The sequence below is a fragment of the Acidovorax radicis N35 genome (assembly GCF_000204195.1).
Lineage (GTDB): Bacteria > Pseudomonadota > Gammaproteobacteria > Burkholderiales > Burkholderiaceae_C > Acidovorax > Acidovorax radicis.
This window is the reverse complement of the sequence record NZ_AFBG01000023.1, coordinates 266,569-279,298: the sequence shown is the minus strand read 5'-3', so window position 1 is coordinate 279,298 and position 12,730 is coordinate 266,569. Positions and strand designations below refer to the sequence as shown.

The window sequence follows — 12,730 nt, the reverse complement described above, 5'->3', positions numbered from 1 at the left end:
AGTTGGTCCCACTCCTTCCCATCCCGAACAGGACAGTGAAACGACTTTGCGCCGATGATAGTGCGGGTTCCCGTGTGAAAGTAGGTCATCGTCAGGCTCTTACAGCCCAGAAAACCCCAGTCAGCAATGACTGGGGTTTTTTGCTTTGGGGGCGTGAAATTCTTTGGAACAGTGACATCCAAAGTGCTTCATTCATTGAGGCTCAGAGGCTCAGCCGCCGGCCTTGCTCGAATACCAGCAGTTCTCCCTTGCCAAAGGCTGTCCACGTCTCGTTGGTCGTCAGCGGGCTCGTCACGATCACGGCCACTTCGTCCCTCTCGCTGGTCTCTCGAGAGAAATCCAGCCGAACGTCTTCGTCGCTCAGCTGGGCTTGCCCGAACGGGTGCCGCCTCTCTATGTAGTACAGGCTCGTCGAGGCATGGCTCCACAGCGCCTGGCCGTTGGACAGCAGGAAATTGAACGTCCCGCGCGGGCATATGTGGGCCGCCAATTCCTTGAGCGTCAATGTCAGCTCAGAAATGGAGGGCACGCTGGCATGTGACTTGGCCAGTTCCTGCATGATCCAGCAGAAGGCATGCTCACTGTCGGTATCTCCCACGGGCCGAAAATGCGAGTGCAGGCGCGGTCGAAAATCCTTGAGATCGCCGTTGTGGGCAAACACCCAGTAGCGCCCCCATAGCTCACGCACAAAGGGGTGGCAGTTTTGCAGGCTGACCACTCCCTGGGTCGCTTTGCGGATATGTGCAATGACGTTCTTGCTCTTGATCGGATAGCGGCGGATCAGCTCCGCCACTGGGGAGTCCACCGCCGCCAGATGGTCCACAAAGTGCCGCAGCCCCTTGTCTTCGAAGAAGGCAATTCCCCAGCCGTCGCTGTGGTGGTCGGTCTTTCCACCACGTTGTGCAAACCCCGTGAAGCTGAAAGTCACATCGGTGGGCACGTTGCAGTTCATGCCGAGCAGTTGGCACATGGCTTGAATTCCGTTTCGGCTGGGTAGTGAGAATGGGAGATGGCTGGCAATCCACCGGCTTCAGCTATTGCCGCAAAAAGGAAAGGCGAATAGCCACTCCGTTTATAGCGCCATGACGGTGGGCTCTGTGGGAAAAGTGTGGACGCGCAAGCAGGTTGTGGGCTGAGCAGTACCGAAGCACCTCCTTGACCCGCGCGATCGAGCGGATCAGGCGCCATGCGCAGAGGAACTCGCCTCGCGCAATTGCCATGCCGCCACCAAGGCCAGCAAACACAAAAAGGTCAGCATTAAAAAAGTCTCACCGAAAGCGGCGATCCGTGCCGTGTTGCTGGCTCCGGCTGCCAGCGATGCACCATGGGCACCCAGCCGCCACTCGAGGACGATGCCGCAAAGACTCACGCCTGCAGCACCCCCTAGCATGCGCAGAAAACCGATGGCACTGGAGCCTTGGGAGATCAGCGACTTGTCCAGGGGTCGCATGGCGCCCAGATTCAGCGAAGGCAGGATGAACCCCAGGCCAATGCGTCCCAGAATGGCAAAGGCGACCAGCATCCACAGTGAAGAGTTCAGCCCCACGAACACCATCAATCCAAAGGACAGCGCCAGCAAACCCAGCCCGATGCTGACGAGGAGGTGGGTTGGCTGCCGGTCTGCGAGGCGGCCCACCACGGCGATGGTGGCTGCGAGGACAAAACCGGCGGGCAGCATGAGTGTGCCGACGTGCGAGGCGGACAGCTCCAGACCCAGCTGCATGAACACCGGCAGCAGATACGTCGAGCCAAACAACGCCGTGCCATAGATGAAGGCCACCACGCTGCCCATCGCAAACTGTCGGTACTGGAACAGGCGCAGATCCATTAACGGCTTGCGCCCCCTGCGAAGGAGCGTGCGCTGCCAGGCGATGAAGCAGCCCACTGCCACCAACGCGCCCAGCAACAAGATTCCGGCCTCGGATGCGGAGCCGCCATGCAACGACACCAGCCCATTGAGCAGGCACAGCGTGCCCACGGTGCCCAGAAGCAGGCCGCGCCAGTCCAACGCCTCTCCCTGGCGATTGGCCTCCACGCCGCCGGGCGCGGTGACGGGCACAAATTTGTAGGCCAGCGCAATGGACGCCAGGCACAGTGGCACGACCATGAAGAAGATGGAGCGCCAGCCAAACCAGTCCACCAGCAGACCACCGATGCTGGGCCCGATGGCGGGTGCCAGCACAACGCCCATGCCAAAGATGCCGCTGGCGCGCCCCTGCTCGTGGGGCTTGAAGGCGTAAAGAATAATGACGGCCGGGATGGGTTGAACAACGCCTGCCGCCAGGCCCTCCGCCACCCGGGCGACCAGAACCAGACCGAAGTCCTGGGCCAGTCCGCCGCCAATGCCACCCGCCAGCAGCAGCAACATGGCGCCCACGTAGGTGGCGCGGTACCCGTAGCGCGACAGCAGCCAGGGTGTGGTGAGCATCGAGACCGTGGTTGCGACCATGAACCCCGATGTGACCCACTGCGCCCGTTCCTGGCCCAACGTGAAGTAGTGGCTCATGTCGGGGATGGCCACGTTCACGATGGTGGACGACATGATCGACGCCATCGTGCCCACCATGACGGACAGCAACACCAGCCAGCGATAGCGCTCTCCGTAGCGCTCCCGCAATACGGCGAGGGATCCTGAGGGCGGCTGCGTGGTCATGGGGCGGGTCTCGGGGCAACTATCCGGTCTGAGAGGCTACGGCCGTCAAAAATGCGCAAAACCCACGCGAGGGCCGTCTCCCTGCACTCGCTGCGTGTTCCCCTTCCCGAATCGCGCAGCGAGTCGAGAGAAGGGGGCGGTGGGCAGTGCCTCAGGGGGTTGCCTTCAAGTCCTTTCGGACCAGAGCTTGCCACCCGTGGCCCAGTTCTCCCGCTTGATGTCGGTGATCAGAATGTCCACGGACTCGGGCGAGCCGCCCAGTATTTCGACGGAGACGCGGGTAATTTCCTCCACCAGTTTCTTTTTTTGTTCGACCGTGCGGCCTTCCATCATTTCGACGTGGTACGTGGGCATGTCAGCTTCCTTGCAGTAGGGGGTGAACAAACAAACAGGATTCACGCAAATCAGGATGCGACAGCCGTCTCGCCTTGGGGTGAGCCGCTTGCCTGAGGCCTGTTTTGCGAAAGTCACAACAAAAATAAAAACAAAGGCGAAATCATATCGACGCGGGCTGCTGCGGTGGTGGCTGCCCCCCGGATGACCCGCAGGCCGGGCAGATGCAGGTCTTGCCCCGCTGCTCGGGTGGCAGGGCGGCCAGTGCCGCGGGGGCGATGGTGTGGGGTGCCATGCACCAGCAGCTCTCGGCGGGCTGCCCTGCGGCGATCGCGCAAAGGTTCGCCTGCCCACACAGGGGGCAGACGGATGCTGCGGCCGCGTCGGCCGCGTTGAGCGAGCAGGAGGTCATGGGAGATGGGGCGCGTTGAGGGGGCGTCATGCCCGCGAATGCCAGCATGTCGTGAGCCAGTGTACGGCGCAAGCGCAGGCGCCGATGCGGAGCCGGCCTGCCTGGGCTGCCTCTGACCGGGGCCGGTTCCCTCAGGCCTGCGACATTTCAGTCGATCGGCTTGGGTTCCGTGCGGTGCGGTCGAGAGGCGGTGAGGGAAGTTCCAAGCAAAAATAGCAGCTAGCGCTTGACTATCATGCGCTAGCTGCTATCAAAAAAAGAGTAATCACTCTTTGTAACGCGCGCCCCATGCCCTCGCGCGCTCCACAGCCTCCGCTCAGGCCGCCTGTGCCGCTTTCAGCTTCAGGCGCCAGGCGTGCAGCAGTGGCTCCGTGTAGCCGCTGGGTTGCTCTTCGCCCTTGAGCACCAGGTCCAGCGCTGCGCGGTAGGCGTAGCTGGTGTCAAAGTGGCCCGCCATGGGCTGGTACAGCGGGTCGCCAGCATTCTGGCCGTCCACCACCGCAGCCATGCGCTCGAAGGTTTCCTTGACCTGGGCAGGTGTCACCACGCCGTGCAACAGCCAATTGGCCATGTGCTGGCTGCTGATGCGCAGCGTGGCGCGGTCTTCCATCAGGCCCACGTTGTGGATGTCGGGCACCTTGGAGCAACCCACGCCCTGGTCCACCCAGCGCACCACGTAGCCCAGGATGCCCTGGGCGTTGTTGTCCAGCTCCTGCTGCTTCTCGGCGTCGCTCCAGTTCGGGGCGGCGGCCACGGGCACGGTCAGCAGGCCGGTCAGCAGGTTGTCGCGCTCGGCGTTGGCGTCGGTCTTTTCCAGCTCGATCTGGATGTCGCTCACCTTCACTTGGTGGTAGTGCAGCGCGTGCAGGGTGGCGCCTGTCGGGCTCGGCACCCAGGCAGTGTTGGCACCGGCCTTGGGGTGGGCAATCTTCTGCTTGAGCATCTCGGCCATCAGGTCGGGCATGGCCCACATGCCCTTGCCGATCTGCGCCTTGCCGCGCAGTCCGCAGGAGAGGCCCACGAGCACGTTGTTCTTCTCGTACGACTGGATCCAGGCGCTGGTCTTCATGTCGCCCTTGCGCACCATGGGGCCGGCGTGCATGGCGGTGTGCATCTCGTCGCCGGTGCGGTCCAGGAAGCCGGTGTTGATGAAGGCCACGCGGGCCGATGCAGCGGCGATGCAGGCCTTCAGGTTGACGGACGTGCGGCGCTCCTCGTCCATGATGCCCAGCTTGACCGTGTTGGCAGGCAGGCCCAGCAGTTGCTCCACGCGGCCGAACAGGTCGCTCGCAAAGCCCACTTCGGCGGGGCCGTGCATCTTGGGCTTGACGATGTAGACGCTGCCCTTGCGGGAGTTGCGGATGCCGTCTTTGCCATGGCCTTGCAGGTCATGCAGTGCAATCGCCGTGGTGACCACCGCGTCCATGATGCCTTCGGGGATCTCGCGCACCTGGCCCTGCGCGTCGGTCCACAGGATGGCCGGGTTGGTCATCAGGTGGCCCACGTTGCGCAGGAACATGAGCGAGCGGCCATGCAGGCGCACTTCGCCACCAGCCGGGCCGGTATAGACGCGGTCGGGGTTCAGTCCGCGCGTGATGATCTTGCCGCCCTTGGCGACCTGCTCGGTCAGCGTGGCCTGGATGATGCCCAGCCAGTTGCTGTAGCCCAGCACCTTGTCCTCGGCGTCCACGGCGGCCACGGAGTCTTCCAGGTCCAGGATGGTGGACAGCGCCGCTTCCAGCACCAGATCGCTCACGCCCGCGGCATCGGTCTGGCCGATGGGCGTTGCGCGGTCGATCTGGATATCGAGGTGCAGGCCGTTGTGCTGCAGCAGCACCGACCTGGGCGCAGCGGCATCGCCCTGGTAGCCCTTGAACTGCGATGGGTCCTTGAGGCCCGTGGTGCTGCCGTTGGCAAGAGACACCACCAGCTGGCCGCCTTCGACGCGGTAGCCGGTCGAATCCTTGTGCGAGCCCGTGCTCAGCGGCGCCGTGTCGTCCAGCACTTGGCGCGCAAACGCGATCACCTTGGCGCCGCGCACCGGGTTGTAGCCCTTGCCCTTTTCGGCACCATCGGCCTCGGGGATGGCGTCGGTGCCGTACAGCGCGTCGTAAAGGCTGCCCCAGCGGGCGTTGGCGGCGTTCAGCGCGTAGCGGGCGTTCAGGATGGGCACCACCAGTTGCGGGCCGGCCTGGGTGGCCAGCTCGTCGTCCACGTTGGCCGTGGTGGCCTTGACGTCGGCGGGCTGGGGCACCAGGTAGCCGATCTTTTCCAGGAAACCGCGGTAAGCCACCATGTCCTTGATGGGGCCGGGGTTGGCCTTGTGCCAGGTGTCGAGCTCGGTCTGCAGGCGGTCGCGCTCGGCCAGCAGGGCGATGTTGCGCGGGGCCAGATCGGCCACGATGGCGTCAAAACCCTTCCAGAACGACGCGGCATCGACACCCGTGCCGGGCAGCACCTTGTCGTCGACAAAGCGGTACAGGGAAGTGGCCACTTGCAGGCCGTGGATTGCGGTGCGGTCGGTCATGGGGGTGCCTTGGGTCTTGAAGGTGAATGGGGAAAAAGCAGCAGGGCCCACACGGGTGGACCCCATGAGTCAGACTGTATTGCAAATGTTTGCCCACATAAATACGCTGAAAAGCTCGAAACCAATGACTTTTAAGCAAAACTGGTGACAGTCCGTAATTGCACGGAATGGCGCAGCGACTGGTAAAGCACTACGCTGCGCCAAGTGCCGGGGCGAAGGACGGAGAGCCCGGCGCAAAAAAATAACCCCAACGGGAGACAAAACCATGCAGGCACCCCTGGCCGCTGGCGCGCTGAACGCTGCCTACAAGAACAAGATCGTCAGCGCCGCCGACGCAGTGCAACTCATCCATGACGGCGACACCGTGGCCACCGGCGGCTTTGTGGGCATCGGGTTTGCCGAGAGCATCGCCGTGGCGCTGGCCCAGCGCTGGGAGGCCACACAAACCCCGCGCGACCTCACGCTGGTCTACGCGGCAGGCCAGGGCGATGGCAAGCAGCGCGGGCTCAACCACCTGGGCCACGCCGGCCTGCTCAAGCGCGTGATCGGCGGGCACTGGGGCCTGGTGCCGCGCATCCAGAAACTGGCGGTGGACAACCAGATCGAGGCCTGGAACCTGCCGCAGGGCGTGATCACGCATTTGTTCCGCGATATCGCTGCCGGCAAGCCCGGCACGCTCACGCGCGTGGGCCTGGACACCTTCGTGGACCCGCGCCACGGCGGCGGCAAGCTCAACGCGCGCACCACCGAAGACCTGGTGCGTATCCTCCCCATCGACGGGCAGGACTACCTGTTCTACAAGGCCTTCCCCATCCACGTGGGCATCATCCGCGCGACCACGGCCGACGCGGACGGCAACCTCACCATGGAGCGCGAGGCGCTCACGCTCGAAGCGCTGGCCATCGCCATGGCCGCGCGCAACTCGGGTGGCGTGGTCATCGCGCAGGTCGAGCGCATCGCCGAGCGCGGCACGCTCAACCCCCGGCAGGTGAAGGTGCCCGGTGTGCTGGTGGACGCTGTGGTGCTGGCCACCGAGCCCGCGCACCACCACCAGACCTTTGCCGAGCCCTACAGCGCCGCGTTCGCGGGCGAGCTGCGTGTGCCCGTGGACACGCTCGAGGCCATGCCGCTCACCGAGCGCAAGATCATCGCCCGCCGCGCGGCGCTGGAGCTGCGCCCGCACCAGGTCGTCAACCTGGGCATCGGCATGCCCGAGGGCGTGGCCAACGTGGCGGCCGAGGAGCGCATCATCGACCTCGTCACGCTCACGGCCGAGCCCGGCGTGATCGGCGGCATCCCCGCAGGGGGCCTCAACTTCGGCGCCGCCGTGAACCCGCAGGCCATCATCGACCAGCCCAACCAGTTCGACTTCTACGACGGTGGTGGCCTGGACATCGCCATCCTGGGCCTGGCGCAGGCCGACCAGCACGGCAACCTCAACGTGAGCAAGTTCGGGCCGCGCCTGGCGGGTGCGGGCGGCTTCATCAACATCAGCCAGAACGCTAAGACAGTGGTGTTCGTCGGCACCTTCACGGCGGGGGCGCTGCAGGTCGAGGCGGTCGACGGCCACCTGCACATCCTGCACGAGGGCGGCGCGCGCAAGCTGGTGCGCGAGGTCGAGCACCGCACTTTCAGCGGTGCCGAGGCTCTGCGGCGCGGCCAGCGCGTGCTGTACGTCACCGAGCGCTGCGTGTTCCGCCTGGTGCCCTCGGGCGAGGTGGATGGCGGCGGTGCGCTGGAACTCATCGAGTTGGCGCCCGGCATCGACCTGCACCGCGACGTGCTGGCCCACATGGCATTCACGCCGCGCATCAGCCCCGGCCTGCAGACCATGGACATGCGCCTGTTCGAGCCCGGCCCGCTGGGTCTGCGCGAGCAGCTGCTCAACCGCCCGCTGGTGCAGCGCTTCGAGTTGGACGCTGCGCGCCAACTGCTGCACATCGACTTCTCGGGCCTGCAGATCAATACGGCCACCACCATCGACGCCATCGACCAGGAGGTGCGCCGCCTGCTCGCCCCGCTCGCGTTGAAGGGCGAGCGCGTGGGGGTGATCGTGAACTACGACCATTTCACCATCGTGCCCGACCTGGCCGATGCCTACGCGGCCATGGTGCAGGGCCTCACGCGCGACCACTATGCGGAGGTCAAGCGCTATGGCACGGTGGGATTCTTGAAGTCGCGCTTGCTTTGATTGCTATATAAATAATAGCTAATTGCGCATGTCCATAAAGCGCTGGAGCCTGTTTTTTCTCTAAAAACCAGTGTGCATAGCGTGCCGTGCGGCGCGGCTGCCCGGCCACCCACCGATGTCTCCATAATCACCGCCCATGGACAAACTCAAGGCCTTCGAATCCTTTGTGTCGGTGGCCACGCGCGGCAGCCTCACGGCAGCCGCCAAGGCCGAGGGCGTGGCACCCGCCATCATGGGCCGTCGGCTGGATGCGCTCGAAGAGCACCTGGGCGTGAAGCTCTTGGTGCGCACCACCCGCCGCATCAGCCTCACGCACGAGGGCAGCGCGTTTCTGGAAGACTGCCAGCGCCTGCTGTCCGACGTGGCGAATGCCGAGGCCAGCGTGTCCGAAGGCGGCGTCAAGGCAACGGGCCATTTGCGCATCACCGCCCCGGCTGGTTTTGGCCGCCGCCATGTGGCGCCGCTGGTGCCGCGTTTTCGCTCGGCGCACCCGGACGTGACCATCTCGCTCAACCTCAGCGACCGCGTGGTCGATCTGGCTGGCGAAGGTTTTGACTGCGCGGTGCGTGTGGGCGACCTGCCCGACTCGTCGCTCGTGAGCGTGCGCATCGCCGACAACCGCCGCCTGTGCGTGGCCACGCCCGAATACCTGGCCCGGCGCGGCACCCCGCGTGCGCCGGGAGAACTCGTGCAGCACGACTGCCTCACGCTGTCGAGCGACGCATCGCAGACGCGCGGCTGGGCGTTCCGGGTGCCCCTTGCGGATGGCGCCACGGAGGTCATGCATCTGAAGCCCGGCGGGCCGCTCGACTGTTCTGACGGCCAGGTGCTGCACGACTGGTGCCTGGGCGGCTGGGGCATTGCCTGGCGCAGCACCTGGGAGGTCGAGGCCGAGATCGCCGCCGGCCGCCTGGTCGCGGTGCTGGAGGACTTTGCCGCGCCGCCCAACGGCATCTACGTGGTGTTCCCCCAGCGCAAACACCTGCCGTTGCGCGTGCGGCTGTGGATCGACTTCCTGAAGCACCAGTACGCACAGCCCGCGTTCTGGAAAGGTCCCCAGGGCGGCTGACCACCGCCCCGTGGCAGACTGCACATTCCATGTCCGAGCCCACGCTTCTCGTCGCTGACGACCACCCGCTGTTCCGCGCGGCCGTGCTGCACGTGCTGCGCGATCGGCTGCCCCAGTACCGCACGCTGGAGGCGGCCAGCGCCGCCACGCTGGGCACGGCGCTGCAGGAGCACCCGGAGATCGAGCTCGTGCTGCTGGACCTGAGCATGCCCGGCACACGCGGCTTCTCGGCCCTGCTGCATGTGCGCGGCGAATACCCCGAGCTGCCGGTGGTGATCATTTCGTCCAACGACCACCCGCGTGTCATCCGGCGCGCGCAGCAGTTTGGTGCGGCGGGTTTCATCCCTAAGTCCGCGCCCGCCGAGGCCATGGGCGACGCCATCCAGGCCGTGCTCGACGGCGGCAGCGGGTTTCCGCCCATGGCGGCCGAGCGCTCCGAGGCCGACGCCGAGCTGGCCGCGCGGCTGGCGCAGCTCACGCCCCAGCAGTTCCGCGTGCTGCTGTGCCTGGCCGACGGGCTGCTCAACAAGCAGATCGCCGCCGCACTGGGCCTGGCCGAGAACACCGTCAAGGTGCATGTCACCGCCATCCTCAAGAAGCTCGCGTGCTACAGCCGCACACAGGCTGCGGTGCTGGTCAAAAGCCTGGAGACGGAGGAGGGTGTTTCGGATTGATGGACGGTAGTTTGTGGCAGTTTTTTTGAGTAAAAATGGCCGCTAGCGCTTATGTGTAAAACGCTTGTTGCTATCAAAAATGGAGCGATTGGATTGCTGCCCCACAACGGGGCCCGGCGCGATGCGCGAGACGCCGCGCCAGCGGCTCAGGGGGATGACCCTTGCCTCAGTCGCAACAACGTCTGGCTCATCAGCGCCCGCAGCGCTGGCGCCCGCACCGGCTTGGCCAGAAAGCCCCAGCCGCGTTCGGCGGCCTGGCGGCGCAAGGTGGCGTCGCGCTCGGCGGTGACCAGGATCACGGCGGGCGTCTGCCCCCAGCGCTGGCACAGCGCGGCATAGACATCGGGGCCGTGGTGGCCGGGGCCCAGGTGCACATCCAGCAGCACCAGTTGCGGGGCCTGGCCGGGTTGGGCCTGGGCCAGCGCTTCGGGCGCACCAGCGGCCAGCGGCACCTGGCAGCCCCAGCGTTCCAGCAGTGCCCGGGTGGCGGCGCAGGTGGGGCCGTCGTCCTCGATCACCCAGGCGCTGCTGCCGTGCAGTGGGGCGTCGTCACCCTGTTCGGGCAACGTGGTGGCGGGGCCGATGGGTTGCACGGCGGCCGGGTCGCCCAGCGGCACGCGCACCGAAAACACGCTGCCCCGCCCCAGCTGCGAGCGCAGGCCGATCGGGTGGCCCAGCAGGCGGCCCAGGCGCTCGACAATGGCCAGGCCCAGGCCTGCGCCCCGGTCGCCGCCCTGGCCCTCGTCGAGGCGGCGGAACTCCTCGAAGATCTCGCGCTGCAGTGCCTCGGGGATGCCCGGGCCCTGGTCATGCACCTCGATGCGGACATGGTGGTCACCCTCGCGGCGGCAGCCCACCACGATGCGCCCGTGCCGGCTGTAGCGGATGGCGTTGGAGACAAAGTTCTGCAGGATGCGGCGCAGCAGGTTTTCGTCGGTGCGGACCACGGCGGTGGTGGGCACGCAGCGCAGTGCAAGGCCCTGGCTCTCGGCCAGCACGCCAAAGTTGTGGCCCAGCACCTGCAGCAACGGGCCCAGCGCCACATCGCGCACGCGCACGTCAAGCTGCCCCGACTCCATGCGCGCGATGTCCAGCAGGCTGTTGAGGATCGCGTCCTGCGAGGCCAGCGCGCCGTCGATGCTGTCCACCGCATGCCGCTCGGCATCGCCCTGCAGGTGGCCGCGCAGCAGCGAGGTGAACATGCGCGCTGCGTTCAGCGGCTGCAGCAGGTCGTGCACGGCGGCCGCCACAAAGCGGGTCTTGTAGCGGTTGGCCTGCTCGGCTTCGCGCCGGGCGGCATCCAGGTCGCGCGTGCGGTCGGCCACACGCTGCTCCAGCGCGTCGGCCAGGCTGCGCAGTTCGCGCGCGGCGTTCTTGTAGCTGGTGATGTCGGCGTAGCTGGTCACAAAGCCGCCTTCGGGCAGTGGGTTGCCCCGGATCTCCAGCACCGTGCCGTCGTCCTTGGCGCTTTCGTGCAGGTGCGGTGTGCCGCTGCGCAGATGGGCCAGCCGGCGTGCAATGGCCTCGTCCACCGGGCCAGGCCCCAGCAGGCCCCGGCGCGCGTTGTGGCGCAGCAGGTTGGCAATCGGCTGGCCCACGCGCATCAGATCGCCGGGAAAGCGAAACAGCTGCACGTAGCGCGAGTTCCAGGCCACGAGGTTCAGGTCGGCGTCGATGATGACCACGCCCTGCGGCAGGTGTTCCAGGCTGCGCGACAGCCCCGTATCGGTTTGCTGTGCGGCCTGCTGCGCCGCCTGCACGATGCCGTCCTGTGCGGTGCGCAGTTCCTGGGCATGCTGGTGCAGCACGGTTTCCAGCTCCTGGCGGCTGCGCTGGCGCAGGCTGGACAGGCGCTGGCGCTGGCGCACGAACAGCACCAGCAGGCCGAGCGCCAGCCAGCCGCCCGCGCCCGCCGCGGCGGCCCAGCGGCTGTCCGCGAAGCTGTTGTGTGTCTCGTGCAGCAGGTGCAGCTGCCATGGGGTGCCGGGCAGTTGCTGGGTCTGCCACAGCACGCGGCCGGCCAGGGCGGGGGCCTGTACGCTGACCAGCCGGCCGCCGTGGTCCATGGTTTCCACCACGCGGTATTCCAGCGGGCGCAGCGGCTGCTCGGCGTATTGCCGGGTGGCGTTCAGCTCGCGGCGATCCTCGTCGTCCAGTGGCTCCAGCAGGCGGTAGCGCCACACGTCCTGGCTGGCCAGGAAGACCACCCCATGTGCGTCCGAGGCGAGCACGATGTCCGTCGTCTGCAGCCATTCACGCTCCAGTTCCTGCAGGGCGATCTTGATGACCACCAGGCCCAGCGTGTGGCCGCTGTTGTCGCGGATGGCCTGCGACAGGAAGTAGCCGGGCTCGCCCGTGGTCACGCCGATGCCGTAGAAGCTGCCGCGCCCCTGCGCCAGCGCCTGCTGCACATAGGGGCGAAAGCTGTAGTCCACGCCCACATTGCTCGTGGCCGTGCGCCAGTTGCTGGCCGCGAGGGCCAGGCCGTCGCGGTTGAGCAGCGTGAGCGTGGACGACTGGCTGGCCCCGTTGGCCTGCTCCAGCTTGTGGTTGAGCTGCTCCACGTCGGTGGTGCTGAGGGGGCGGCCCAGGGCATCGCGCAGCTGCGCGTCCAGGGCCAGTACCTCGGGCAGGGTGCGGTAGCGGTCGATGCGCTGGGCCAGCGCCTGGCCATACAGGGCCAGCTGGCTCTGTACGCTGCTGTTTTCGTCGTGCAATGAACGCTGCCAGGCCCACTGGCCGGCAGCGAGCATGCTGCCCACCATGCCCCCCAGGAGGATCAGCAGGGTCCAGAATTTTCGGAGGCGGGGCGTCGTCATGGGGAAAAGGGGTTCCTGGCGCAATCCAGAGGCTGAGATGTTGCGGGGAGCG

General features: G+C 66.4%; 9 protein-coding genes and 1 rRNA gene. 4 read left to right on the top strand and 6 right to left on the bottom strand.

What is annotated here, in order from left to right; translation table 11 throughout:
• Positions 1 to 97 (top strand): 5S ribosomal RNA (rrf, locus tag ARADN35_RS0123225); the annotation flags it as partial.
• A 105-nt stretch (positions 98 to 202) separates the two neighbouring features.
• Here the strand turns inward: rrf and ARADN35_RS0123220 are convergent.
• The 5 genes from ARADN35_RS0123220 to ARADN35_RS0123200 form a co-directional block, all read right to left on the bottom strand.
• Entirely contained in the window at positions 203 to 970 is a 768-nt protein-coding gene (locus ARADN35_RS0123220; protein WP_010466446.1) for a class II glutamine amidotransferase, read from the bottom strand.
• A gap of 207 nt (positions 971 to 1,177) precedes the next feature.
• A complete protein-coding gene (locus tag ARADN35_RS0123215; protein ID WP_029414335.1) occupies positions 1,178 to 2,653 on the bottom strand; it encodes a DHA2 family efflux MFS transporter permease subunit in 1,476 nt (491 codons plus the stop codon).
• A gap of 165 nt (positions 2,654 to 2,818) precedes the next feature.
• The gene (locus ARADN35_RS0123210; RefSeq protein ID WP_010466444.1) at positions 2,819 to 3,007 is read right to left on the bottom strand and encodes a 4-oxalocrotonate tautomerase; all 189 of its coding nucleotides are present in this window, start codon (positions 3,005 to 3,007) and stop codon (positions 2,819 to 2,821) included.
• Between the two features lie 142 nt (positions 3,008 to 3,149).
• The gene (locus ARADN35_RS27575) at positions 3,150 to 3,398 is read right to left on the bottom strand and encodes a cysteine-rich CWC family protein (RefSeq protein ID WP_081474701.1); all 249 of its coding nucleotides are present in this window, start codon (positions 3,396 to 3,398) and stop codon (positions 3,150 to 3,152) included.
• Between the two features lie 316 nt (positions 3,399 to 3,714).
• Positions 3,715 to 5,925 (bottom strand): malate synthase G, encoded by a 2,211-nt coding sequence (locus ARADN35_RS0123200; RefSeq protein WP_010466442.1) that lies wholly within the window; start codon positions 5,923 to 5,925, stop codon positions 3,715 to 3,717.
• Positions 5,926 to 6,190: 265 nt separating this feature from the next.
• Between ARADN35_RS0123200 and ARADN35_RS0123195 the strand changes: the two genes are divergently transcribed.
• The 3 genes from ARADN35_RS0123195 (at position 6,191) to ARADN35_RS0123185 (ending at position 9,859) form a co-directional block, all read left to right on the top strand.
• On the top strand, positions 6,191 to 8,116 hold the full coding sequence (locus ARADN35_RS0123195) for an acyl CoA:acetate/3-ketoacid CoA transferase (protein WP_010466441.1): 1,926 nt from the start codon (positions 6,191 to 6,193) through the stop codon (positions 8,114 to 8,116).
• Between the two features lie 136 nt (positions 8,117 to 8,252).
• Positions 8,253 to 9,185, top strand: a complete 933-nt coding sequence (locus tag ARADN35_RS0123190) for a LysR family transcriptional regulator (protein ID WP_010466440.1) — start codon at positions 8,253 to 8,255, stop codon at positions 9,183 to 9,185.
• Positions 9,186 to 9,214: 29 nt separating this feature from the next.
• A complete protein-coding gene (locus ARADN35_RS0123185; protein WP_010466439.1) occupies positions 9,215 to 9,859 on the top strand; it encodes a response regulator in 645 nt (214 codons plus the stop codon).
• Positions 9,860 to 10,005: 146 nt separating this feature from the next.
• Here the strand turns inward: ARADN35_RS0123185 and ARADN35_RS0123180 are convergent, their stop codons facing one another.
• On the bottom strand, positions 10,006 to 12,678 hold the full coding sequence (locus tag ARADN35_RS0123180; RefSeq protein WP_010466438.1) for a hybrid sensor histidine kinase/response regulator: 2,673 nt from the start codon (positions 12,676 to 12,678) through the stop codon (positions 10,006 to 10,008).
• Between the last annotated feature and the right edge of the window lie 52 nt (positions 12,679 to 12,730).